The sequence below is a fragment of the Mycobacterium sp. SM3041 genome (genome assembly GCF_039668335.1).
Classification (GTDB): Bacteria; Actinomycetota; Actinomycetes; order Mycobacteriales; family Mycobacteriaceae; genus Mycobacterium.
The window spans coordinates 81,221-105,551 of the sequence record NZ_JAYXBQ010000001.1 but is presented as its reverse complement, the minus strand read 5'-3'; the positions used below and the strand labels follow the sequence as shown (position 1 = coordinate 105,551).

The following is a 24,331-nucleotide window of genomic DNA, read 5'->3' as shown; positions in this document are numbered from 1 at the left end:
CCGTCACACCTGACAGTTGGGGCACCAGAACAGGTTTCGCCCCTCCATGACCTCGGTGCAGACGGTGGCGCCGCACACGCGGCACGCCTCCCCCGCCCGTCGGTAGACGTACGTGCGCGGCCGGTCGGCGGCGTACGACGGCGCGCCGTGATCGTCTTCCGGGCGCACGACGACGATCTTGCCGCGCCGCACCCCGACCTTCATGAGAGCCACCAGATCGGTCCACAGCTCGGCGAATTCGGCCTCGGTCAACTGCGTGCCCGGACGGTGGGGGTCGATCCGGTGCCGGTACAGCACCTCGCTGCGGTAGACGTTGCCGACACCGGCGATCACCGTCTGGTCCATCAGCATCGATCCGATTGACCTGCGGGACTTGCTGATTCGCGCCCAGGCCAATCCCGGATCGGCGTCGCGGCGCAGCGGATCGGCACCGAGCCGGGCCACGACATCGTCGACGCCGCCCTCGTCGATCAGCTCACACACCGTCGGGCCGCGCAGGTCGGTCCCGAATTCGGCCCCGACCATGCGCATGCGCACCTGCCCGACGGGCGCCGTCATCGGCAGTGGCTGCTCGGTGAACGTGCCGTAGAGCCCGAGGTGAATGTGCACCACCGCACCACCGTCGTAGTGGTGGAACAGATGCTTGCCCCAGGCGTCCGCCTTACGCAGCACCCGGCCGCTGACGGCGGCCGCGGCATCGGCGAACCGGCCCTGCGGACTGCTGACGACCACCGGCGCCCGCCCGAAACGCTGCTGGTGCAGGCGGGCCAGCCGGTGGAGGGTATGCCCCTCCGGCACGAGTCAGGCCTCGGGAATCAGGCGGGAGCGCCCGGAACCTCGGGGGCCACGTGCGTCTTCTCGTACTCGGCCAGGATGTCGATGCGGCGCTGGTGCCGCTCGGCCTGCGACCATTCGGCGGTCAGGAAGGCGTCGACGATGGCGAAGGCCTCTTCGGTGCTGTGCATGCGGCCACCGATGCCCATCACCTGCGCGTTGTTGTGCTCGCGGGCCAGCTGCGCGGTCTCGACACTCCACGCCAGCGCACAGCGCACGCCCGGCACCTTGTTGGCCGCGATCTGCTCGCCGTTACCCGAGCCGCCGATGACGATGCCCAGGCTGCCCGGGTCCTCGACGGTGCGCTTGGCGGCGTCGATGCAGAATGCCGGGTAGTCGTCCTCCGCGTCGTAGGCGAAGGCACCGCAGTCGACGGCCTGGTGGCCGGCCGCGGTCAGATGGTCGAGCAGGGCCTGCTTGAGTTCGTATCCGGCGTGGTCGGCTCCGAGATATACGCGCATGGCGCACATTCTGGCAGAACAGCGGCCCGGGACAGAATCAGTGGCTCGGCCGGCCCACTCGCCGGCTCAGCCGGCCCCACACACTCGCCGGCTCAGCCGGCCCCACACACTCGCCGGCTCAGCCGGCGGCGATCTTGGTGTCGCGGTCGATGGCCTCGGTGATCTGCTTGATGATCTCGGCCTGATCGGCGACGCCGTCGATGTTGATCTGCATGACGTAGAGCCCGGTGCCGTCCTGGATGACGACGGTGTTCTGGGTGATGAGCTTGGTCACCCCGTTGGAGTTCCAGGAACCGGCGATCTGGAACGACTTGTGGCCGTCGACGGTCCCGGGCGTGCCGGTGTCGGTCGGGGTGAATCCCGGCAGGTTGTTCAGTTCACCCGGCGCGAAGTCGAGGATCTTCTGCGCATCGGCGTTCGGGCCGAGGCGCGAGATCAACGCGGTGGCGCTGGGCCGGTAAGTGCCGGCACTCGGGCCGTTGTAGACGATCGACTGGTAGGCGAAGGCCGGGGTCTGTGGTCCGGCGTCGGCCCAGCCCGGCGGCATGGGCATCGTCACCACCGGTGCGCCGGGTTCGTTGCGGTGCACCAGTGATTCCTGAATGTTGTTGCTCTTCAGGTAGGTCGCGATCGTCTGGTAGTTGCCGGGCGTACCCACGAGCACCGGCGGTGCGGGCTTGTGCGACGACGATGGCGTGTTCGCCCCGGAGCTCTGGGTGCTGGTTCCCGAGGCGTCCGAGGGCCCACTCGAATCGTCACCGGAATTCAGCAGGACGACACCGATCAGCACCACGATCACGGCGGCGATGGCGCCACCGATCACCCAGATCTTGGTCTTGCCACCCGAGGACTGGCCACGGCCCGGTGGCGTCTTGCCGATGTCGGCCGCGAGTTGCGAGTACGACGGCGGGGGCGGTGCGGTGGGACGGCCGACTCCGGGTGCGGCGTGCGCCGCCGGGTCTGCGGGGATGACCGGCAGGACCACCGTCGGCGACACCGTCTCGTGCGTCGGCCGGACGGGCCGCTGCGGCGGTATGGGCGGTGGCCCAGGCACCGGCTGCCGGTACGGCGGGGCCGACGGCGACGAATCAGGTTCCGGCCGAAACGGTTTCGGGTCGGGCGGCGGACCGACAGGGCCGCGCTGCGGCACCGGCGGCGGCGTCGGCTCCGAGACCGGGTCGACCGACGGTGGCGACACCGGCGGCACGGGCGGCACGGGCGGTTCCGGAGCCGGCGGCGGCGCGACGGGCTCTGGCGCGACCGGTTCGGGTTCCGGCTCGGGGGCGGGCGCCGGTTCCGGCTCGGGCGCGGGTTCGGCCGACACCACCGGCGGCACCGGCGGCGGGGCGACCGGCGGCGGCGTCACCTCCGGCGCGGACGGCGGCTCGGCGGCCGGCTCCGGGGTCACCACGGGAGTGACGGTCGGCAGCTTCAGTTCCGCGGTGCGCAGGTTCAGCGTGGGTGACTCGGTGACCAGTTCGGCCTGCCGCTCGAAGGCCCGGGCGAACTTGGTGCAGGAGTCGAAGCGGTCCTCGGGCGACTTGCCCATGGCCTTGATCAGCACCTCGTTCAGTGGCTCCAGCCACGGCTTGAGGTCACTGGCCTTGGGCGGTGGCGCGCTGAGGTGCTGGCTGATGACCGCGATCTGGTTGGTGTCCTGGTACGGCGTCTGTCCGGTGAGCAACCGGTAGGCCGTCGCGGCCAGCGCGTACTGGTCGGCGCGGCCGTCGATCTCGCCGCCCATCAGCTGCTCGGGCGCCGAATAGGAGACGGTGCCGATCGCCAGGTTGGCCGACGTCAGGCCCGTCACCTCACCGATCTGGCGGGCGATGCCGAAGTCGCTCAGCAGGATTCGCCGCTCGTCGGTGTCGATGTTGCTGAGCAGGATGTTGGCCGGCTTGATGTCGCGGTGCAGCAGGCCGCGCTGGTGCGCGTAGTCCAGGGCCGAGCTCATGGCCTTGACGATGTCGACGACGAGCTCCAGCGGCAGGCCGTTCGGGTACTCGTACTTGACCAGCTGGGCGGCGTCGGTGCCGTCGACGTAGTCCATGGTGATCCACAGCCGGCTCTCGAACTCGCCGCGGTCGTGCAGGCCGACGATGTGCGGGTGCCACAGACCCGCGGCGATGTTCGCTTCGCGCTCGAACCGGATGCGGAATTCGTCGTTGGTGGAGGCGGTTTCCCGGAGCACCTTCATGGCGTCGAGGCGGGGCAGCCGGGGGTGCTGGACGAGGTACACATCGCCCATTCCCCCTGAGCCCAGCAACCGGCGCACGGTGTACCCGGCGAAGGTTGCGCCCGTCTCCAGCGACATCAGCGCATCCTACTCAAACCCGCACGTCGAAGGACGAAACTGTCCGTCGGCACGTCGCTCCCCACCAGTTGCATCGTTGTGGCTCATGTTTCGGATGTGTCTGGCCACGGTAACCGCGCCAGACGTTCCTTGCGGAACGCCGACGAGATTACCCGGGCCGACCCTGGTGAGCGTGACTAGCGGGTGATTGCGGTCAGTCGAATTCGGGCGCCTCGTTGCGGGAGCGCTTGAGCTCCCAGAAGTGCGGGTAGGCGGCGAAAATCACGGACGCGTCCCACAGCTTGCCGGCCTCTTCGCCACGCGGGATGCGCGACAGCACCGGACCGAAGAACGCGACGCCGTTGACGTGGATGGTCGGGGTGCCCACATCGGGGCCGACGGCATCCATGCCGGCGTGGTGGCTCTTGCGCAGCGCCTCGTCGTACTTGTCGCTGGTGGCTGCCTCCGCGAGCTCGGCGGGCAGGCCGAGTTCTTCGAGCGACTCGGCGATGACCACGTCGAAATCCTTGTTGCCCTGGTTGTGAATCCGGGTGCCCATCGCGGTGTAGAGGGGCGCCAGGACCTCGGAGCCGACGGCTTCCTCCGCCGCGATGGCGACGCGGACCGGGCCCCAGGCCTTCTTCATCATTTCCTGGTACTGCTCGGGTAGGTCGCGGCCCTCGTTCAGCACCGCCAGGCTCATGACGTGGAACTCGATGTCGATGTCGCGGACCTTTTGGACCTCGAGAATCCAGCGGGAGGTGATCCAGGCCCACGGGCACAGCGGGTCGAACCAGAACCCCGCGACATCTTTCTTGACGGCTGGGTCTTTCGTGGCGGTGGCGTCGGCCATTGCTCGTCCTTACTGAGTCGGTACAGATCTCGTTGCCAACAACTATGCCCGGCGTCCCTATGTTCCCGGTCACGGCAACCGGTTGTCCCCTAAGTTGGTGACGTGGCACTTCCGAACCTGACCCGCGACCAGGCCGCCGAGCGCGCCGCGCTGGTGACCGTTGACAACTACCGCATCGATCTCGACCTCACCGACGGAGCCGGCGCACCGAGCGAGCGCACGTTCCGCTCCGTCACCACGGTGACGTTCAGCGCCCTTCCCGGCGCCAACACCGTCATCGACATCGCGGCCGACTCCATCCGCAGCGCGACCCTCAACGGGCAACCCATCGACGTGTCCGCCTACGACGAATCGACGGGCGTGCCGCTGGCCGGGCTCGCCGAGCAGAACGTCGTCGTGGTCGACGCGGACTGCCGTTACTCCAACACCGGTGAGGGACTGCACCGCTTCGTCGACCCGGTCGACGGTGAGGTCTACCTCTACTCGCAGTTCGAAACCGCTGACGCCAAGCGGATGTTCGCCTGCTTCGACCAGCCGGACCTCAAGGCCACCTTCGACGTGTCGGTGACCGCGCCGGCGCACTGGCAGGTGATCTCCAACGGGGCCGGCACGTCGGCCGGAGCCGCCCCGGCGGCGACATCAGATACGGGGACGGTCCATCGATTCGCCACCACCCCGAAGATGAGCACGTACCTGGCGGCCCTCATCGCCGGCCCGTACGCCCGGTGGGACGACGTCTACAGCGACGAACACGGGGACATTCCGCTGGGCATCTTCTGCCGCGCCTCGCTCGCCGAGTTCATGGACGCCGAGCGGCTGTTCACCGAGACCAAGCAGGGATTCTCCTTCTACCACAACAACTTCGGGACGCCGTACGCGTTCGGCAAGTACGACCAGCTGTTCGTGCCGGAGTTCAACGCGGGCGCCATGGAGAACGCCGGCGCCGTGACGTTCCTCGAGGACTACGTCTTCCGGTCCAAGGTCACGCGCTACTCGTACGAGCGGCGTGCCGAGACCGTGCTGCACGAGATGGCCCACATGTGGTTCGGCGACCTGGTCACCATGCGGTGGTGGGATGACCTGTGGCTCAACGAGTCCTTCGCCACCTTCGCCTCGGTGCTGTGCCAGGCCGAGGCCACCGAGTACAAGCAGGCCTGGACCACCTTCGCGAATGTGGAGAAGTCCTGGGCCTACCGGCAGGACCAACTGCCGTCGACCCACCCGGTGGCCGCGGACATCCCCGACCTGGCCGCGGTCGAGGTGAACTTCGACGGCATCACCTACGCCAAGGGCGCCAGCGTGCTCAAGCAGCTGGTTGCCTATGTCGGGCTGGAGCCGTTCCTGTCGGGCCTGCGCGACTACTTCCACGACCACGCGTACGACAACGCCACATTCGCCGATCTGCTCGGCGCGCTGGAGAAGTCGTCGGGCCGGGACCTGTCGGACTGGGGCCAGCAGTGGCTCAAGACCACGGGCCTGAACACGCTGCGGGCCGATTTCGACGTCGACGGCGCCGGGGCGTTCACGCGGTTCGCCATCACCCAGAGCGGCGCGGCGCCCGGTGCCGGCGAGACGCGCGTGCACCGGCTCGCGGTGGGCATCTACGACGACGACGGCTCCGGCAAGCTGGTCCGGGTGCACCGCGAGGAGCTCGACGTCGAGGGCCCGGTGACGGATGTTCCTGCCCTGGTGGGGGTTTCGCGCGGCAAGCTGGTCCTGGTCAACGACGACGACCTGACCTACTGCTCGATGCGGCTCGATCCCGCGTCGTTGCAGACGGTGCTGAGCCGGATCGCCGACATCGACGACCCGCTCCCCCGGACCCTGGCATGGTCGGCGGCGTGGGAGATGACGCGCGAGGCCGAGATGAAGGCCCGCGAGTTCGTCGCCCTCGTGATGAGCGGGCTGCACGCCGAGTCCGAGGTGGGCGTCGCTCAGCGGCTGGTGCTGCAGGCGCAGACGGCGCTGACCTCCTACGCCGATCCGGCGTGGGCGGCCGAAATCGGTTGGCCCGCTTTCGGTGATGCCCTGCTGGACCTGGCGCGGGATTCGTCGCCGGGATCGGACCACCAGCTGGCGTACATCAACGCGCTGTGCACGTCGGTGCTGGCGCCGAACCACATCGCGGTGCTGTCGACGCTGTTGGACAACGAGCCCGCCGCGGTCAACATGACGGGGCTGGTGATCGACACCGATCTGCGCTGGCGCATCGTGACGGCGCTCGCGCGTGCCGGCGTCATCGACGCGGACGGCACGCAGACGCCGTTCATCGACGCCGAGGCCGAGCAGGATCCGACGGCCGCCGGCCGGCGCAGTGCCGCTGCCGCCGCCGCCGCGCGCCCGCAGGCCGCGGTGAAAGAGGCTGCGTGGCAACAGGTCATCGAGGACGACACCCTGGCGAACATCACCACGCGCGCCATCGTCGGCGGTCTGGTCCAGCCGGGCCAGACCGAGCTGCTGGACCCGTTCCGGGACCGCTACTTCGCGGCGATCTCCGGGGTGTGGGAGCGGCGCTCGAGTGAGGTGGCCCAGACCGTGGTCATCGGCCTGTACCCGTCGTGGGACATCAGCCAGGCCGGCCTCGACGCCGCCGACCGGTACCTGTCCGATCCGGAGATTCCGCCGGCCCTGCGCCGCCTGGTGCTGGAAGGCCGTGCGGGAGTGGAGCGTTCGCTGCGCGCCCGTGCCTTCGACGTGAGCTGACGCGACTGCATGGGCCGCACCTGGCCACCGGCTAGGTGCGGCCCTGCAGGATGCCCTCGATGTTGCGCTCAGCGAGCGCGGTGATGGTCATGTACGGGTTGCAGCCGAGGTGCCCGGGCATCAGCGACGCATCGTTGACGAACAGGTTGCGGTGGCCGTTCACCCGCCCGAACGCGTCTGTGGCCTTGCCCCGGACGCATCCACCCAGTGGGTGAACGGTGTTGGGCGCAAACACTTTTCCGCTGAACAGGTCGTTGCGGTAGTCGACCTTGTTGGCCTTCAGGATCTTGTCGAAGACCTGCTTCGCCCTGGCCTCGTTGTTCGCCGCGAAGGCATCGGTCCACTGGATCGTCGCGGTGTCGGACTGGCGGTCGTAGGTGATGTCGGCCCGGTCCCCGGTGTCGACCATGACGTAGTACCCGAGCAGGTAGGTCTCCACCGGCAGCGGCATGGAGAACATGCTGGCGTACACCGGATTGTCCGGGTCGTCGCGGCCGTCGATGTTGATCATGCCCATCAGGGACTGGGTGGTGCCGGCCGGATCGCTCTTGGCCAGGTTGTGCCCGACCATCACGTCACCGTTGTTGCCGTAGCCCTTACCGATCTGATCATTGAGGTGGGCCAGGTCCCCGGTCTCGCGCGCCTTCAGCAGCAGCTTGGTGGTGCCGAGCACACCGGCCGCCAGATACAGCTGGTCACAACCGAATTCGGCCTTCGACAGCTCCTTGCCCCAGCGGTCGATCTCGCGGGTGGACACCACGAACTCACCCGAACGCTCCTGACGGATCGAGATGACCTCGGTCAGCGGGCGCAGCGTGACGTGGCCGGTCTTGAGCGCGTCGGCAAGGTAGGTCTGGTCGACGCTGCCGAACCGGCCGTAGTTGTTGCCGAACTGCTGCTCGAACGCCAGCGACGATTGCGGCACCTGGCCGGCCGCCTCTTTGACCAGGTAGTCGAACGAGTACGAGCTGCCGTTGTAGTCGACCTTGTAGCCGGCCGCCGCCGCGTACTTGCGGCCCGCGCGGGCGTACTGGAAGCACGGGGTCTGCTCGAACCAGGCCATGTCGCGGTAACTGATCTTCAGCGACGTCTTGGCGCGTTCGACATAGGTGCGCAGGAACTCGTCGGCGCCGATGTCGGGGAACGCCTTGTCGATCTGGCGCGGCGTCGGGATGGCGGCGATGCCCGCGTTGACCATCGAGCCACCACCGACGGCCAGGCCCCGGAAGACGTCGTGGGCACCGTGCGTCACCTTCTGACAGATGCCGGCCTGGATCGGCTGGGGCGACGGCGCGTGCTCGGCCACCTGCTCGACGGTGAAGCCACCGAAGGAGGTGACCAGGCTCGGCGGAATCTTCGTGAACCAGCCGGCGCGGGTGTCGGCGGGCAGCATCTTGGAGAAGCGCTTGCCGTCGTCGTCGGGCTTGTCCCAGAGCCGGCCCTGTTCGATGACCAGTGTCTCGATACCGGCCTGTCCCAGGCGCAGCGCGGAGACTCCCCCGCCGTAGCCGCTGCCGATGACGATGGCCGAAAAATGCTTGCGGGACTCCGTACGGTCGCGTGATCGTTCGACGAGGGCCCCGATTCCCGCCGCCCCGGCGACGCCCACCACCGCCGCACCGCCGAGGAACTGGCGCCGGCTGATGGGGCTCATCGGCGACCTGCCGCGGCCGCGCCCCAGCACCGGATGTGTCGATGCCGGCCGTGCATCACTGCCAAGATCGTCCTTCCGCCTGACCGCCAGCTAACCCGAAGCCAGTCGCCTGCCGGCCTCCGAATAACGGATTCATCTCAAAAATTACACGATGGCGCGGAGTTTCCGCCGCCGTGCGGGATCCGGCCGCCAGCGCGTCGTCCGCCCCGCCCGACGCCCGGTATGTCGTACGTCACCCATATCGGTGTATGGCACTCTACCTGCAAGTTTGGTGGCGACGGCGGCGACCGGACCACGGCTGCCCAACCGCCGGGACCGAGGCCGGGCGACCATCCCGAATACCCTCGCGCGCTGACGGCTCAAACAATTTGCTGGATAACGATGAGAAAACGGACAGGAAGTGGCTCTGGCAACCGACTTGTATTTGCGCAAACGGCCGAATACGGGTACGAATACGGGGTGTTGTCGGCATTGCGCGCGAGCCAGGAGGCGTCGCAACCCCACGCGCCCGAGGCGCCCGACACTCCCGCCGCCCAGCCCGCCCCCGCTGCCAAGTCGAAATGGCGCGACGGCAAGCGCTACGTGTGGCTGCTGGGTCCCATCACCCCCGGAATGGTCGGCCTGTCGTGGCTGCTGGTCTGGCTCACCGGCATGGACGCGTTCTGGTGGACGGGGTCGGTGCTGACGTTCGGGCTGGTCCCGCTGCTCGACCACATCGTCGGCCCCGAGGCCGAGAAGGCTCCCGGCGACCTGCGCAGCCTGGAGGACGACCCGTTCTACCGGATCGCCACGCACCTCTTCCTGCCGGCGCAGTATCTGTCGCTGATCTTCGCGTGCTGGCTGTGGGCCGGCGGCGGCTGGGTGAGCATGTCGCTGGCCGACAAGCTGGGCCTCATGGCCGCGGTCGGGACGGTCGGCGGTATCGCGATCAACGCCGCCCACGAGCTCGGCCACAAGCGCGGCATGTCCGAGCGCCGGCTCTCCAAGATCGCCCTGGCCCAGACCTGCTACGGCCACTTCTTCGTCGAGCACAACCGCGGTCACCACGTGCGGGTGGCGACGCCGGAGGACCCGGCCAGCTCGCGCCTCGGCGAGAGCCTGTATGCCTTCATCGGCCGTTCGGTCATCGGCAGTCTGCGGTCGGCCTGGAAGCTGGAATCCGAGCGACTCGCCCGCGTGCACAAGTCCAAGTGGTCGCTGCACAACGAGGTCCTCAACGCCTGGCTGCTGAGCGTCGTGCTGTTCATCATCCTGGCGGTGTGGTTCGGACCCATTGTGCTGCCGTGGCTTTTCGGCCAGGCCGTGATCGGCATCTTCCTGCTGGAGACGGTCAACTACCTGGAGCACTACGGCCTGCGGCGGCAGAAGTTGCCCAATGGCCGGTACGAGCGGGTGCGCGCCGGGCACAGCTGGAACAGCAACACCGTGATCGCCAACGTCTTCCTGTTCCACCTGCAGCGGCACTCCGACCACCACGCCAACCCCATGCGTCGGTACCAGGCGCTGTGCCATGCCGATGAGGCGCCGCAGCTGCCGGGCGGTTACGGAACGATGCTGCTGCTGGCCATCTGCCCGCCGCTGTGGCGCCGGGTGATGGATCCCCGCGTGCTGGCGCACTACGACGGCGACATCAGCCGCACCGCGTTGCAGCCGGGCTATGAGGCCCGCCTGCGCAAGCGCTACCCTGCCGCGCACTGAACCCTGCCGACGCGGCACATTCGCGTGAGTGAACGACCTCTCAGCGCCAGGTCGGCCGACCCTGGATAGCACTCTGCCGGGTGCGAACCAGTGGTCCGCACCCGGCAGGGTGAATGAAATCAGGCGGGCGAGACGCCGGCGCTCAGCACGCGGACCGCGCTGATCAGGCCGTCCATCAGGTTGCCCTGCTTGAACGACGCCGCAGCCGCGGACACACCCAGCGGGGCAGCCTCTTCGATACCGCGACCGCGGACCTCGGCGCCGTAGACGACCTCGATGGCCTTCTGGTTCGGCGAGACGGCCAGCAGCACTGCGTTGTTCGGCGTCGGCACGGTGGCCAGCACCTCACGCGCGGTGGCGGCGGTGTCCGCACCCAGGTCGCCGATGTAGACGGCGAAGCGGGCGCCGGCGGCGCGCGAGCCGTACTTCAGGGCGTCGTCGAGGAACACCAGGTCCTTGACCGGGAACGGGTAGTGCACCGACAGTTCACCGGGCTCGGTGACGCCGGAGATGCGGCCGCTGTACGTGACGGCGTAGCCGTACGGCAGGTTGGCCGGATCGATGTTTGCGACCTCGGTCTGGCTACCACTTGCCACTTGCGCCACCTCCCACAGTCAGGTGCGAGTCATGGCCGCCGTGGCCGTGATCCGCCGGTTCCTCGGCCGCCCACAGGATCGGGGCGTGGGTCCACTTGTCGGTCATCTTGTAGGTGTCCGGATGCGGACTCTTGCGCAGCAAGAACAGCGCGCCAAGCACCAGCAGCAGCGCCAGCGGCACGCCACCGAGCAGCGAATGAGTAAGTGCAATGCTCACGCGCAAACCGTATCAGTACGCGCACCGCTCACGCTGAGGACAGGGGCAATCCGCGCGCGGATGTCAGGCGGCGCCTTCGCCGAGATACCGCACCCAGGCCGGATCGAGCTCCTTGACCGCCGAGAGCAGTCGCCAGTGCTGTCCTTTGGGCGGCAACGGCACCGCGTGCAGGGTCCAGCCGAGTTCGCTCAGTAGCCGGTCGGCCTTGCGGTGATTGCACGGGCCACACGCCGCGACGCAGTTCTCCCAGGAGTGCTCACCACCGCGGCTGCGCGGCACGACGTGGTCGACGGTGTCGGCCTTGCCTCCGCAGTACGCGCAGCGGAACCGGTCCCGGTGCATCAAAGCGGCCCGGGTCATGGGAATGCGGGCCCGATATGGGACCCGCACATAGCTACGCAGCCGGATGACCGACGGGACGGCGACCGCGCGGGTCGCCGAGTGTATGACGGGACCGGACGGATCGGCGTGGACCACATCGGCTTTGCCGCACAGCACCATGATCACGGCGCGCCGCATGGGCAGCGCGGTCAGCGGTTCGTAGGTCGAATTCAGCAGCAGGACGCGGCGGCGGCCCCAGAGCGAGCCGTCGGTGGGACTTGATTCGACTGCGTGCAGGGGTGATGACAGTGCCGGGCTCGACACAGGCGAACCCGCCGCGGCGCCGTGAAGTCTGTGGCCGCGGACCTTCCTCCGTTGCGACATACGTCCTCCGTGCTGACAGTTCACCACGGATCGACAGACAACGCACGAGAATTCTGGCGTCTTAGCTGGACCATTCGATGAACTTCGCGTGACGAGTCCCGCATGGAACGCGTCATCACGTCCTCGTGGACAATGGCGACCGTGACAGAGGCGCAGCGGTCGTTCTACGACGAAGTCGGTGGAGCGGAGACCTTCCATCTCCTGGTGTCGCGGTTCTACCAACTGGTCCGCGACGACGAAATCCTGCGCCCGCTGTATCCCGAGGACGACCTCGACGGCGCCGAGCACCGGCTGCGGATGTTCCTCGAGCAGTACTGGGGCGGTCCCCGCACCTACGGCCAGGAACGCGGCCACCCCCGGCTGCGGATGCGGCACGCCCCGTTCCGGATCGGCTTCCTCGAGCGTGACGCCTGGCTACGGTGCATGCACAGCGCGCTCGCCTCGATCGGCCCGGAGACCATCGACGACGCGCACCGGCAGGCGCTGCTCGACTATTTCGACATGGCCGCCCAGCACATGGTCAACTCGGCGTTCTGATGACGGATCCGCGGTGGTGGTCCCGCGCGGTCTTCTATCAGCTCTACCCGCGCTCGTTCGCCGACAGCGACGGTGACGGCGTCGGCGATCTCGACGGCGTCACCGCGCACCTGGACCATCTGCGCGCACTCGGCGTCGACGCGCTGTGGCTCAACCCCGTGATGGTCTCCCCCATGGTCGATCACGGGTATGACGTCGCCGACCCGCGTGACGTCGACCCGCTGTTCGGCGGAATGGCGGCGCTCGACCGGCTGCTCGCCGCCGCCGGTGCGGCGGGCATCAAGGTCACCATGGATCTGGTCCCCAACCACACCAGCTCGGCGCACCCGTGGTTCCAGGCGGCGCTCGCCGCGGGCGCGGGCAGCCCCGAACGCGACCGCTACCTCTTCCGCGATGGGCGCGGGCCGGACGGCGTTCTGCCACCGAACAACTGGAGGTCGGTGTTCGGCGGGCCCGCTTGGACGCGGGTCACCGAACCCGACGGCAGCCCCGGCCAGTGGTACCTGCACCTGTTCGACGCCGCACAGCCGGACCTGAACTGGGACCACCCGGAGGTTCCTGCGGATCTGGAACGGACGCTGCGGTTCTGGCTGGACCGCGGCGTCGCCGGATTCCGGATCGACGTGGCGCACGGGATGGCGAAACCGGCCGACCTGCCGGACATGGCCGATCCCGAAGGCGTCATGCTCACCACCCGGGTCGACGATCCGCGGTTCAACAACGACGGCGTGCACGCCATTCACCGCGGCATCCGGACGGTACTCGACGACTACCCCGACGCCGCCACCGTCGGCGAGGTCTGGGTGTTCGACAACGAGGATTTCGCCAAGTACCTCCGGCCCGACGAACTGCATCTGGGCTTCAATTTCCGTTTGGTACGAGCCGATTTCACCGCAGCGGCCGTCCGCGAGGCGATCGAGAATTCGCTGGCCGCCGCCGAACTGGCCGACTCACCGCCCACGTGGACACTGTCCAACCACGACGTCGAACGCGAGGTGACCCGTTACGGCGATGGCCCACAGGGGCTTTCGCGAGCACGGGCGATGGCGCTGGTGATGCTGGCACTGCCGGGCGCGGTGTTCGTCTACAACGGCGAAGAACTCGGGCTGCCCAACGTCGAGCTGCCCGACGACGTCCTGCAGGACCCCGTGTGGGAGCGTTCCGGCCACACCGAGCGGGGCCGCGACGGCTGCCGGGTGCCGCTGCCCTGGTCCGGCGACAGCGCCCCGTACGGGTTCTCGCCGACCGCGCGGACGTGGCTCCCGATGCCCGACGGCTGGGGGCCGTTGACGGTCGCCGCGCAGTCCGCGGACCCGGATTCGACACTGTCGCTCTTCCGGCGCGCAATCGAATTACGCCGGGGCCGAACAGTTTTGGGTCGGTCGGTGCGGTGGCTGCCGACCGCGGACGACCTGCTGGCATTCCAGTGCGAGGACGGCCTGGTGTGCCTGCTGAACGCGGGCAGCACAACGGTCGACACGCCCGGCGGCCGGGTGGTGCTCGCGAGTGGACCATTGCCCGACGGGCGAATCCCACCCGACACGGCCCTCTGGCTGACTTACGATTAGCCCATGCCCGTGGACGCCACCCGTGTCGCGGTGCGGATGTCCGCACCGACGGGTGACGCACGGGCCGACCGCTGGCGGGCGCATCGCGCGACGGTGAAGGCCGACCTGATCGAGGCCACCTTGCGCGCCATCGACGAGTACGGCCCCGACCTGTCGATCGACGACGTGGTGAAAACCGCCGGCGTCCCGCGGCCGAAGTTGTATCGCTTCTTCACCGACAAGGAGACGTTGTTCGCCGCGGTCGGCGAGCGCATGCAGGAACTGATCGTGCAGCGCGTCATGCCCTGCTTCCACGTCACCGCGACGGCATTGGAGCTCGTGAGTTCCGCACTGACCGCCTACGTCGACCTGGTGGCCGAGCGGCCCAACCTCTTTCGCTTCGTCGTCGGCTCCCATTTCAGCGACGACCATTCCCGGACCAAGCTGCTCGAGAACGGCCGCAATCTGTCGAGCGCGATGACCGAGGTGCTCGCGGCGATGGTGCGCGCCCATGGCGGCGACGGCGACCACCTCGAATACACGGCCGACGCGATTCTCGGAGCCGTGGCACTCGGCGTGCTGCGCTGGCTCAACGAGCCGACGATCGGTAAAGACGAACTCATCGCGCAACTGACGCCCGTGATCTGGGGTGCGGTGTCGGCGGCGGCCGCTGCCCGCGGCGTCGTCATCGCACCCGACGAACAGATGGCGTTGTTCGGCACCACCGACTGAACCGGTCCCCGGCCCACCCGGGCCGCCGCGCCCGCTCAGAAAACGTCATTATCCAAAACCCTTGCGCAATGGCGCACGCCGTCGTAACTTCGAACTACTAGAACTCGCGGTACTAGTTACTGAATGTTCGAGGAAAGGCGGGCGGCATGGCCGTACGCAGTGCGCAACCCACGTCAGCGCGGAACGCCGGGGAGGTGTATCCCCGGACCCGGCGAATCCGCTTCCGCTTCAACGAGGAAGCGAGCCGCAAGTACTTCGTCGCCGGCGACATGGTGTTCAGCCATTTCGTCGCCGGTCTCTCGGGCGCATTTCCGCCCGGCGAGGAAGGCTTCATCCGATCGGTCCGCCGATTCGCCGACCGCATCACCGATCCCGAGCTCAAGAAACGGGTCGCCGGCTTCATCGGCCAGGAGTCGATGCATGGACAGGAACATCGGCACCTCAACGAGAAGCTCATCGCGATGGGCTACCCCATCGCGTGGTGGGATTCAGAATCCTTCAAAGACAGGCGGATTCGGCTCGAAGACCGGTTGCCCGCTCATGTGCATCTGGCATTGACGGCCGCCGCGGAGCACTACACCGCGGTGCTGGCCGAACGGGTGTTGTCGAGCGACGAGTTGCAATCGATCCCGGCCGATCCGGAAGTGTGGCATCTGCTGAATTGGCATGCGCTGGAAGAACTCGAGCACAAGTCGGTGGCCTTCGACGTGTACCGCGCCGTCGGTGGCACCGAGCGCACCCGCATCGCGGTCATGGTGGCGGCGTGCGCACTGCTGCTCCCGGTGACGCTCGTTTCGCTTGCCGTCTCGGTCGGGTCCGACCCGGTCGCGCGGCGCCGGCCCGACCGCCTGGTGCGCGAGACGTACGAGCTGTTCACCGGCCCGATATTCAAGGGCCTGCTGCCCGACCTCGCGGTCTACCTACGCCCTGGCTTCCACCCCGACGACGTCGACACGACCGAACTGGCCCAGCAGTGGCGCGACACCCTCTTCGGCACCGACGGCGTCCTCGTCGACCACCTCAGATAGCCGGCACAACGGAAGGAATCGATCATGAGTGCTGACCCGATCACCGCGCACGCGGTCGCTTTTCCCAAGGTGCGGCGGATGCGGTTCCGGTTCGGCGAACCCGAACCGCTGCACCGGCATTTCGTCGAGGGCGACATCGTGTTCAGCCACCTGGTGGCGGTGCTGTCCGGTTCCTTCCCGCCCGGCGAGGAGTCATTCATCCGGTCCGTTCGCCGCTTCTCCGACCAGATCACCGACCCGGTACTGAAGAAGCGCGTCGCAGGGTTCATCGGCCAGGAGTCCGTGCACGGCCAGGAACACCGCAAGTTGAACACCCAGCTCGCCGACATGGGCTATCCCCTCGTGCGGTTCCTGCTGTTCGCCCCGACGAGCGTGCGCCAGAAGGTGGTGCTGCGCATCGAGAAGTTGATCCCGGCGAAGGTGCATCTGGCGATGACGGCCGCCGCCGAGCACTACACCGCGGTCCTGGGCGCGCGGGTGCTGTCGAACGACGAAATCCAGGCGATCCCAGGCGATCCCGAAGTCTGGCGCCTGTTGAACTGGCACGCCATGGAGGAGCTCGAGCACAAGTCCGTCGCCTTCGACGTCTACCGGTCGGTGGGCGGTTCCGAGCGCACGCGCATCGCGGTCATGTGGTTCATGTACTTCCTGACCATCCCCGTGGTCACCGCCGCGGTGGCGTTGTCGATCCTGTTGGACCCGACGGCATGGCCGCGACCGATCACGGTGCTGCGCCAGACCTACGGCGTCTTCCGCGGACCCCTGCTCCGCGGCTTCCTGGGCGAGATCGCCGAGTACCTGCGGCCCGGCTTCCACCCCGACGACGTGCCCACCGACGAGCTCCTCGCCCGGTGGCAGCACGACTTGTTCGGCGCCGACGGCGAGCTCGTCGGCTACGTTCGGTAGCCGGGCCGGACATGACCACCAGCACGAAGGCCGCACGGTCGGCCACGGCGGAGCGACACGAGCCCGATCATGAGGTGGTGATCGTCGGGGCCGGGTTCGGCGGCATCGGCGCCAGCATCGCGCTCCAGCGCAAGGGAATACACGACTTCGTCATCGTCGACAAGTGGGATCACGTCGGCGGCACCTGGCACGCCAACACCTATCCGGGTGTGGCAGTGGACATCCCATCCGTCATCTACAGCTTCTCGTATGAGCAGCGCGGCGGCTGGTCACGCGTCTTCGCGCCCGGCAACGAGCTGCGGGACTACGCCGACGACATGGTGGACAAGTACGGCCTGCGCGACAAGCTGCGGCTGAACACGATCGTGACCGGTGCGGCGTTCGACGAGCAGAACAGCATGTGGCGGTTGACGTTCGACGGCGGCGCAGAAATCACGGGCCGCCACGTGGTGATGGCGGTCGGCGGGCTCGAGCGGCCCAAACTGCCGGACATTCCCGGTCTGCAGGATTTCGGCGGGGTGCTCATGCACACCGCGCTGTGGGATCACGACGTCGAGTTGGCCGGTAAGCGGGTCGCGGTCATCGGCACCGGCGCGACGTCGCTGCAACTGGTGCCGGCGATCGTGGACGAGGTGGCGCACCTCACGGTCTTCCAGCGGACGCCGATCTGGGTGTTTCCCAAGCCCGACAGCACAATTCACGGCATCACCCGCGCAGTGCTGGAGATCGGCCAGGTGCGGTCCGGGCTGCGCGCCGTCGGTACCGTCGCGACCGAGATCGGGATGGGCGGAATGCTCACCGGGCCGGGTTGGCTGGTCGAGGCCACGCGCAAGCTCGCCGAAGCACCCGTGCGGGCGTGGATGCGCAGCCAGGTCAGCGATCCGGCGACCCGGGAGAAACTGATCCCCCGCTACGGCCTGGGCTGCAAGCGCCCGTCGATGTCCAACGACTACCTCAAGACGTTCAATCGCAGTGACGTCAGCCTGGTGACCGACGCCATCGAGCGCATCACCGAGACCGGCGTGGTGACCACCGACGGTGTCGAGCACCAGGTGGACGTCCTCATCTGCGCGACCGGATTCAAACTGTGGGAACGGGATTCGGTGCCGCCCTTCCCCGTCGTCGGCCGCGACGGGCTCGATGCCGCGGAGTTCTGGGCGGTCAATCGTTTTCAGGCCTATCAGGGCGTGTCCGTACCCGGCTTCCCGAACATGTTCATGATCACCGGGCCCTACGGCTTCGTGCTCGGGTCGTACCTGTGGATGATCGAGGCCACCGCGGCACACCTGAGTCGCGCGATCGCCGAAGCCAAGCGTCGCGGCGCCCGGGAGGTCGAGATCCGGCACGAAGTCCATGACGCCTATTTCCGGTACTGCCTCCGCCGGCAGGCGCGCAATGTCCTGTTCACGCCCACCTGCGCAGGGTCCAACACGTATTACATCGACTATCACGGTGATTCCCCGTTCCGGCCGACGACGCACGGCGAGATGTACTGGCAGAACCGCCATTACGACCTCGACGTGTATCGGTACGGGACCGGCACCGCCGATGCCGACCAAGTAGCAGCCACCGCGAAGGACGCCGGATGAAGATCAACAGCCTGGACCCACAGCTCGTGGTCGTCACCGGTGCCGGCAGCGGCATCGGGCGCGCCACCGCGATCCGCTTCGCCAAAGGCGGTGCGCACGTGGTCGTCTCCGACATCGACCTCGACTCGGCACAAGCGACCGCCGCCATGATCAAAGGCGCCGGCCGCCGCGTGTCGGCAGCCCGGCTGGACGTCACCGATCCGGAGGACTGGGAGGCCTTCGCATCTGACGTTCGCACCGAGCACGGGGTGCCCGACGTCGTCGTCAACAACGCCGGGATCGTCGTCGGCGGGCCGTTCCTCGAACTGTCCGCGGCGGACTGGGACAAGCAGCTCAGCGTCAACCTGATGGGCGTGGTGCACGGCTGCCGGGTGTTCGGTGCGCAGATGGCCGAGCGCGGCCGGGGTGGTCACATCGTCAACATCGCATCGGCGGCGGCGTTCACGCCGACACCGGTCATGGCGCCGTACTCGGTGTCCAAGGCGGGGGTCAAGATGCTCAGTGAGTGCCTGCGCCTGGAGCTCAGGCCGTACGGCATCGGGATCAGCGCCATCTGCCCCGGCGTCATCAACACGAACATCGGCGACCGCGCGGTGACCGTCGGCGTGGACCCCGCGCTCGTCGCACAGGCCCAACGTCTCACCAGGCAACTGCAGGAGTTCGCCGAAAAGCTGCCGTTCTCACCGATGAGCCCCGGCCTCGTGGCGCGGGCCGTGGTGCGGGCCGTCAGCTATGACCTGGCGGTGGTGCCCGTGCGGGCCGAGGCCTGGCTCGGGTATGTCATGCACCGCCTCGCACCGGGCGTCAATCGCCGCATGACACAGCCCTTCTCGTTCGATCTGCTCGGGAAGCTGGCCGGGCCGTTGCTCGACCGGGTGACGCCGTCGACCGCCGCGAAGGAGGCCGTCCCGGCTCGCTAAGGTTGGTCGTCAACCGCGCGGGAAAGGCCCACCATGCTCGTCGATCTGTCTCACACCATTCGTGCGGGGCTGGTGACCTATCCGGGGCTGCCGGCACCGTCGATCAGCGACCACCTGACCCGCGAGGCATCCCGCGACGTCTATGCCGCCGGCACCGAATTCGCGATCGGCGCGATCACGATGGTCGGCAACACCGGCACCTACCTCGACTCCCCGTTTCACCGTTACGAGAACGGCGCCGACCTGGCCGGCCTCGACCTGAACACCTTGGTGGACCTGCCGACGATCGTCGTGCACCGTCGGGACGTCACGGCACGCGCGGTCGCCGTCGCCGAGCTGCCCGAGGACATCGAAGCCGGCTGTGCGGTGCTGATCGACACCGGGTGGGATCGGCATTTCGGCACCGCGGCCTACGCCGTCGACGCGCCGTATCTCTCCGAGGGCGCGACCGAGCTCCTGGTGAGCCGCGGGGTCGCGCTCGTCGGTATCGACTCCGTCAACATCGACGACGCCGGCCCGGGGGCCGAAGGTCGACGGCCCATCCATACCGCACTGCTGGGCAACGGGATTCACGTCGTCGAGCACCTGACCAACCTGGCGTCGGTACCGGCCCGCGGCGCCCGCTTCACCGCCGTCCCACCGCGGATCGAAGGGTTCGGCACCTTCCCGGTCCGGGCGTTCGCGACGGTTCCCGACTGACGGCGGACCGGCCGGCATAGCTGATCAGCCCCGCCGCGATCCTCCGCCGGGAGCCGGCCGGAGACCGCGGAGCAGAGCCTGCGCCACCTGCCCGGCCTCGCGCCGCACCGCCCGGGGATCGTCCGCCGACGCGATCAGCAGCGCCGCTTCGTCCAAGGCCCCCACCAGCATCGACGCCAGCACGTCGACGGGCAGAGCGACCAGCTCACCCGCGGCGATCGCAGCGCTGATGACGGCACGCAGGGCTTGCAGATAGTTCCGGTTGTCGATCTCCCGCATCTGCTCGAATCCGAGCGCTGCTGGGGCGTCCAGGATGCTCACGCGCGCGACCGCGGGCTCCAGGCAGCCGTCGAGGAACTTCTCGCAGCCGATCTCGAGCGCCTTGCCCGGGTTCGGCTCGGCTTGCGCCGCGGGGATCACCCGCTGCGCCAACTCGCCCTCGACGTCTTCGTAAACGGCCCGGAACACCGCCTCCTTGGAAGTGAAGTGGTAGTAGAGGGCGTTGCGGGTAACTTGCGCCGCGCGCGCGATGTCCGTCGTCGACACCGCGGCATACCCGTTGCGCACGAACAGCTCGCGCGCAGCGGCGACCAGGGCGGAGCGCGTCTTCTCGCTACGGACCACCCGGCCGTCCGGTTCAGTGTCCACGGCGAAATTTTAACAAGCAGTCTGTATTGCGATCACCTGTGGTGAATGATTCAATACAACCTGTATTCATTAATTCGGTTGCACCCCACACCTTGGAGATGTCCGATGGCCACTGAAACCGGCCGCGCACTGGATCGTCGCCGCCTCGTCAGCGTTCCCGCGGGCACACTCGGCTATCGCGAGAGCGGTGCCGGCGAACCAGTGCTGTGCCTCCACGGGTTGGTCGCCAACGGCCTGGAATGGCGCTACATCGCGGGCCGGCTGGCACGCGAAATTCGTTGCATAGCTCCCGATTTGCCACTCGGCAGCCACTTCCCGGCACTGCCCGAGGCCGACCTGAGCCTGCCCGGCCAAGCCGGGCTGGTCGTCGATCTGCTCGACGCCCTCGAACTCGAGCAGGTCGTGTTGATCGGCAATGGCTATGGCGGGGACATCGCGCAAACCGTGGCAGCGGATCACCCCGAGCGCGTCAAAGCCCTCGTGCTGATCGCCACCAACGCATTCGATTCGGATCCATGGCCGACCAAGGCGCTGCGGGTGTTCACCTCCCTGCCCGGTTCCCGGTTCGTCCAGCCGCTGCTGACGCGAAGCCGGACGATGCAACGCTTGCCGATCACCTACGGCTGGGCCACCAAACGGCCTATCCCCCAACACATCATGGACGCCTACCTCGCGCCGCTCCGGGACCGCGCCGTCGCGGACGATTTCGCACGATTCCTGCGCGGACTCTCGCCCGCGCATCTCGCCGACCGCGCACCGAAATTGGCCGAATACCGCGGGCCCACCCTCATCGTGTGGCCGACCGAAGACCGCGTCTTTCCCGCCTCGGGCGCCCGCCGACTGGCCGAGATGATTCCCGACGCACGGCTGGTCAACGTCGACGACTCATACAGCTGGATACCCGAGGACCAACCCGAGGTCCTCGCCACACTGCTCTCCGAATTCCTCCGTACGCGGGTACTGCGCTGACGAGTCTGGCCGGCTAGTCGCCGGCAACGCCGAGCAGCAGCCCGACCATGTCCCGCACCAGCTTGCCGGTCCGCTTGGGCGGTACTTCGCCGGCGAGCAGATGGCGCCGGACGGCGGCCAGCGGCAGATCGAGCAATGCGAACGCGATCTGATCGACAGGACGGCCAGATGTTTTGGCCAGTAGTCGAATTGCCTTGTCGATGTCGCGCTTGCTGTTCTCGTCCCGCACCGCCAAATCCGTTCGGGCTGCCTCCGCCCACTCGTCCGGATCGAACGCACGCACCCCGGCCTGCAGCACAACAGCTTCCGCTAGGTGTGTGCGACACCAGTCGACGATCCAGACCGCGGCGTCGACGGCGCCGGCGGGCGTGACGGGATTCCCGAGGACATCGAGATAGCCACGCTGGAAGTCGCCGGTGGTACGAAACCAGACGGCAGCCAACAGTGCTGCCCGGTCGGGAAACCGGTGGTAGATCGACCCACTCGGGGCAGAGATTTCGCGGGCCACCGCATTCATCGTGAGCGCCCGCACGCCGCCTTCGGCAAATAGCCGGATCGCGGCATCCACGAAGTCGTCCGCAGAATGCCGCGGCGGTCTTCCCATGTATTAGAGGATATGCTCTAATACGGTTTTAGAGCAATCACTCTAAAACCAGTCCGACGCGCTGGTTTCGTCCCGAGGGAGATCACCATGAGCACACCCAGCGACATAGCGACGAACCTGTACGCGGCATTCGCCGCGCATGACCCCGCCGGCCTCGCGGCGTTGCTACACCCCGACTTCACCGGCCGGGTCAGCGCGGGCATGCCGTTCGGATTGGGCGGCGACGTCGACAGCCCCGAGACGATGTTGTCGAAGGTCTGGGGCGAGGCGGCCACCCACTTCGAAATTACGCCCCAGCCAGACGAATTCGTCGTCATCGACGACGAACGCATCATCGCGTTCGGTTATTACCGAGGCAGCAGCCGCGCCACCGGGAAGCAGTATTCAGCGGCGTTCGTCCACGACATCACCATCCGGGACGGCAAGGTCGTCGGACTGGTCCAGATCACCGATACCCAACGCTGGCACGACGCTCTCGTTGCGAGCTGACGGATCTGGACTGAGTCCTCTGGAGGGTTTTCAGGCCGCGCGCCGCGGACTACCGTCGCGAACATGACCAGTTGGAAAGAGTTCGCGGACGTCGCGCCGCGAATCGCAACCACCTTCGTCCGCCGACATACCGCCACCGGGAACCTGTGCATGCTGGGCACGCTGCGCTCGGACGGATTTCCGCGCATCAGCCCCATGGAGCCACGGTTCTTCGAAGACGAACTGTGGATCTCGGGCATGCCGCACACCACGAAGTTCGACGACCTCGCCCGTGATCCGCGCTTCTGCCTGCACACCGCGACGGTCGACACCCACGTCGGTGATGGCGATGCGAAGTTGTGGGGTGTCGTGGAGGACGTGCAGGACAAGGCCCTGCACCGGCGGTTCGCCGAGGCACTGTACGAACAGACCGGCTTCGACATCCGCGGCCAGGAGTTCGAGCACTGCTATCGCGCCAACCTGGTCGGGGCGTCCGCGGTCGAAGTGGCAGACGGACACCTCGACATCACGGTGTGGAAGCCCGGTAAAGCCGAGCACGTCGTCCGCAAGCACTGATTCGCGCTTGCCCGATCCAGCCCAGCCCTAGGGCGACAGCAGGATCGGGCCACCACGGCGGCGGTACACCGATCCGAACCGCGCGTCGATGCGCAGCCACGTCGGATGCACCCGGACCCGGACCACCTCGTTCTCGGGCAGCGGATCGGGTACGAAACCCATGGCGGTCAAGGCGAATACACACCGCATGGGGATGCCCACCTCGGTGTCACCGGCGCTGACGGTGAGGACGTCCTGGTCCAGCAGTGACGGCGGCGGACCTTGCGGCCCGCTGTGTTCCTTGGCCAATTCGACGCCGCGCTGGAACAGCTCGAGCACCGCGGCCGCCGGCACATCATCGAGGTGGCTGAAGCCGTCGTCGGGCGGCAACGCGCCACGCCACGCCGAGTCCATCGCGAATCCCGGATCGATCCGGCCCGAGCCGGGCAGCTCGCGACTCAACGCGTCGGCCCCGGCGCTGAGGTCGGACGGCGACACCCGCCCGTTCACCACACGCGCGGCCAGCACCTCGAAACCTGTTGCCGCCCAGGCAACGACGACGCCCTCGCCGCGCGCCCGCAACCGCACCACGGCTGCCTCGTCGAGACGCAGCACGCGCTCGACGAAGGTGGCCAGGTTCTGCGCCTGGGCGGCGTCGGCAAGCCAGATACCCCGCTCGCTCATCGGTGCACCCTGCTCATCGCGCGAAACGCTGCAGGTACTCCCGCTGATGCGGGGCGATGCGCACCAGCATCTGTCGCTCGATGTTGAAGGTGGCCAGTTGGGTCTCCCCGATCACGGCCGGCTTGGAATCCGGATCGGCCTGCGCCGACCGCACCTCATAGCCCAGCGTGAAGTCGCAGGCACGCAGCCGGTTGGTCCAGATGGTCACCTGCAGTGGTGAATCGACAAGGCGCAGTTGGTCCTTGTACTTCACGTTGACCTCGGCGATCAGCAGGCCGGTGGTGGCGACGTCCTCGGCGAAGGGCTCGGTGAGGAACGGCACCCGCGCCTCCTCGAGGATGGTCACCATGGTGGCGTGGTTGACATGCTGATACATGTCGATGTCCGACCAGCGCACCGGCACCGGCGTCGTGAAGCGTTCAGTCACCCGC

General features: G+C 67.8%; 25 protein-coding genes. 13 read left to right on the top strand and 12 right to left on the bottom strand.

What is annotated here, in order from left to right; translation table 11 throughout:
* Positions 1-3 precede the first annotated feature (3 nt).
* From VXD91_RS00440 to VXD91_RS00425, 4 genes are all read right to left on the bottom strand, one after another.
* Positions 4-798 carry a DNA-formamidopyrimidine glycosylase family protein gene (locus tag VXD91_RS00440; RefSeq protein ID WP_346414357.1) on the bottom strand — a complete coding sequence of 265 codons (795 nt, stop codon included), beginning with the start codon at positions 796-798 and terminating at the stop codon, positions 4-6.
* A gap of 17 nt (positions 799-815) precedes the next feature.
* Positions 816-1,295 (bottom strand): ribose-5-phosphate isomerase, encoded by a 480-nt coding sequence (locus VXD91_RS00435; RefSeq protein WP_346414356.1) that lies wholly within the window; start codon positions 1,293-1,295, stop codon positions 816-818.
* A 118-nt stretch (positions 1,296-1,413) separates the two neighbouring features.
* Positions 1,414-3,609 (bottom strand): LpqN/LpqT family lipoprotein, encoded by a 2,196-nt coding sequence (locus tag VXD91_RS00430; protein WP_346414355.1) that lies wholly within the window; start codon positions 3,607-3,609, stop codon positions 1,414-1,416.
* A gap of 193 nt (positions 3,610-3,802) precedes the next feature.
* On the bottom strand, positions 3,803-4,441 hold the full coding sequence (locus tag VXD91_RS00425; protein ID WP_212812339.1) for a DsbA family protein: 639 nt from the start codon (positions 4,439-4,441) through the stop codon (positions 3,803-3,805).
* 102 nt (positions 4,442-4,543) lie between these two features.
* Between VXD91_RS00425 and pepN the strand changes: the two genes are divergently transcribed.
* Complete coding sequence (gene pepN, locus VXD91_RS00420) at positions 4,544-7,144, top strand: aminopeptidase N (protein WP_346414354.1); 2,601 nt, start codon at positions 4,544-4,546, stop codon at positions 7,142-7,144.
* A 31-nt stretch (positions 7,145-7,175) separates the two neighbouring features.
* On the opposite strand, the gene VXD91_RS00415 is transcribed toward pepN, so the two are convergent.
* The gene (locus tag VXD91_RS00415; RefSeq protein WP_346414353.1) at positions 7,176-8,798 is read right to left on the bottom strand and encodes a GMC oxidoreductase; all 1,623 of its coding nucleotides are present in this window, start codon (positions 8,796-8,798) and stop codon (positions 7,176-7,178) included.
* A gap of 459 nt (positions 8,799-9,257) precedes the next feature.
* Here VXD91_RS00415 and VXD91_RS00410 point away from each other — a divergent pair, with 459 nt between their 5' ends.
* Positions 9,258-10,496, top strand: a complete 1,239-nt coding sequence (locus tag VXD91_RS00410) for an alkane 1-monooxygenase (RefSeq protein ID WP_346414352.1) — start codon at positions 9,258-9,260, stop codon at positions 10,494-10,496.
* Between the two features lie 119 nt (positions 10,497-10,615).
* Here VXD91_RS00410 and VXD91_RS00405 read toward each other — a convergent pair whose 3' ends face one another.
* The 3 genes from VXD91_RS00405 to VXD91_RS00395 all read right to left on the bottom strand — a co-directional run bounded on the left by VXD91_RS00405 (position 10,616) and on the right by VXD91_RS00395 (position 12,014).
* Positions 10,616-11,092, bottom strand: coding sequence for a DUF5130 domain-containing protein (locus VXD91_RS00405; RefSeq protein WP_020102225.1), 477 nt, complete (start codon positions 11,090-11,092; stop codon positions 10,616-10,618).
* The gene (locus VXD91_RS00400) at positions 11,079-11,309 is read right to left on the bottom strand and encodes a hypothetical protein (RefSeq protein WP_029105398.1); all 231 of its coding nucleotides are present in this window, start codon (positions 11,307-11,309) and stop codon (positions 11,079-11,081) included. Before VXD91_RS00400 ends, VXD91_RS00405 begins: the two co-directional genes overlap by 14 nt.
* A 63-nt stretch (positions 11,310-11,372) precedes the next feature.
* Positions 11,373-12,014 (bottom strand): HNH endonuclease, encoded by a 642-nt coding sequence (locus VXD91_RS00395; protein ID WP_212812343.1) that lies wholly within the window; start codon positions 12,012-12,014, stop codon positions 11,373-11,375.
* 132 nt (positions 12,015-12,146) lie between these two features.
* Between VXD91_RS00395 and VXD91_RS00390 the strand changes: the two genes are divergently transcribed.
* The 8 genes from VXD91_RS00390 to VXD91_RS00355 all read left to right on the top strand — a co-directional run bounded on the left by VXD91_RS00390 (position 12,147) and on the right by VXD91_RS00355 (position 19,972).
* Positions 12,147-12,551, top strand: a complete 405-nt coding sequence (locus tag VXD91_RS00390; protein ID WP_212814902.1) for a globin — start codon at positions 12,147-12,149, stop codon at positions 12,549-12,551.
* Positions 12,551-14,119, top strand: coding sequence for an alpha-amylase family glycosyl hydrolase (locus tag VXD91_RS00385; RefSeq protein WP_346414351.1), 1,569 nt, complete (start codon positions 12,551-12,553; stop codon positions 14,117-14,119). Before VXD91_RS00390 ends, VXD91_RS00385 begins: the two co-directional genes overlap by 1 nt.
* Before the next feature lie 3 nt (positions 14,120-14,122).
* A complete protein-coding gene (locus VXD91_RS00380) occupies positions 14,123-14,830 on the top strand; it encodes a TetR/AcrR family transcriptional regulator (protein ID WP_346414350.1) in 708 nt (235 codons plus the stop codon).
* A gap of 146 nt (positions 14,831-14,976) precedes the next feature.
* Positions 14,977-15,858, top strand: coding sequence for a metal-dependent hydrolase (locus VXD91_RS00375; RefSeq protein WP_346414349.1), 882 nt, complete (start codon positions 14,977-14,979; stop codon positions 15,856-15,858).
* Positions 15,859-15,882: 24 nt separating this feature from the next.
* Positions 15,883-16,764, top strand: a complete 882-nt coding sequence (locus VXD91_RS00370) for a metal-dependent hydrolase (protein ID WP_346414348.1) — start codon at positions 15,883-15,885, stop codon at positions 16,762-16,764.
* 11 nt (positions 16,765-16,775) lie between these two features.
* A complete protein-coding gene (locus VXD91_RS00365; RefSeq protein WP_346414347.1) occupies positions 16,776-18,353 on the top strand; it encodes an NAD(P)/FAD-dependent oxidoreductase in 1,578 nt (525 codons plus the stop codon).
* The gene (locus VXD91_RS00360) at positions 18,350-19,273 is read left to right on the top strand and encodes an SDR family NAD(P)-dependent oxidoreductase (RefSeq protein ID WP_346414346.1); all 924 of its coding nucleotides are present in this window, start codon (positions 18,350-18,352) and stop codon (positions 19,271-19,273) included. The genes VXD91_RS00365 and VXD91_RS00360 overlap by 4 nt, the downstream gene beginning before the upstream one ends.
* A 33-nt stretch (positions 19,274-19,306) precedes the next feature.
* On the top strand, positions 19,307-19,972 hold the full coding sequence (locus tag VXD91_RS00355; protein WP_346414345.1) for a cyclase family protein: 666 nt from the start codon (positions 19,307-19,309) through the stop codon (positions 19,970-19,972).
* Between the two features lie 24 nt (positions 19,973-19,996).
* On the opposite strand, the gene VXD91_RS00350 is transcribed toward VXD91_RS00355, so the two are convergent.
* Positions 19,997-20,620 (bottom strand): TetR/AcrR family transcriptional regulator, encoded by a 624-nt coding sequence (locus VXD91_RS00350; RefSeq protein WP_346414344.1) that lies wholly within the window; start codon positions 20,618-20,620, stop codon positions 19,997-19,999.
* A 105-nt stretch (positions 20,621-20,725) separates the two neighbouring features.
* Here VXD91_RS00350 and VXD91_RS00345 point away from each other — a divergent pair, with 105 nt between their 5' ends.
* On the top strand, positions 20,726-21,589 hold the full coding sequence (locus VXD91_RS00345) for an alpha/beta hydrolase (RefSeq protein ID WP_346414343.1): 864 nt from the start codon (positions 20,726-20,728) through the stop codon (positions 21,587-21,589).
* A gap of 13 nt (positions 21,590-21,602) precedes the next feature.
* Here VXD91_RS00345 and VXD91_RS00340 read toward each other — a convergent pair whose 3' ends face one another.
* The gene (locus VXD91_RS00340) at positions 21,603-22,193 is read right to left on the bottom strand and encodes a helix-turn-helix domain-containing protein (RefSeq protein WP_346414342.1); all 591 of its coding nucleotides are present in this window, start codon (positions 22,191-22,193) and stop codon (positions 21,603-21,605) included.
* 87 nt (positions 22,194-22,280) lie between these two features.
* On the opposite strand from VXD91_RS00340, the gene VXD91_RS00335 reads away from it, so the two are divergent.
* Together VXD91_RS00335 and VXD91_RS00330 are read left to right on the top strand one after the other, a co-directional pair.
* Entirely contained in the window at positions 22,281-22,682 is a 402-nt protein-coding gene (locus VXD91_RS00335; RefSeq protein ID WP_346414341.1) for a nuclear transport factor 2 family protein, read from the top strand.
* Between the two features lie 63 nt (positions 22,683-22,745).
* Positions 22,746-23,237 (top strand): pyridoxamine 5'-phosphate oxidase family protein, encoded by a 492-nt coding sequence (locus VXD91_RS00330; protein WP_346414340.1) that lies wholly within the window; start codon positions 22,746-22,748, stop codon positions 23,235-23,237.
* A gap of 27 nt (positions 23,238-23,264) precedes the next feature.
* Here the strand turns inward: VXD91_RS00330 and VXD91_RS00325 are convergent, their stop codons facing one another.
* Together VXD91_RS00325 and VXD91_RS00320 are read right to left on the bottom strand one after the other, a co-directional pair.
* Positions 23,265-23,900 carry a hypothetical protein gene (locus tag VXD91_RS00325; protein ID WP_346414339.1) on the bottom strand — a complete coding sequence of 212 codons (636 nt, stop codon included), beginning with the start codon at positions 23,898-23,900 and terminating at the stop codon, positions 23,265-23,267.
* A gap of 13 nt (positions 23,901-23,913) precedes the next feature.
* A complete protein-coding gene (locus tag VXD91_RS00320) occupies positions 23,914-24,327 on the bottom strand; it encodes a thioesterase family protein (protein ID WP_020102240.1) in 414 nt (137 codons plus the stop codon).
* Positions 24,328-24,331 lie beyond the last annotated feature (4 nt).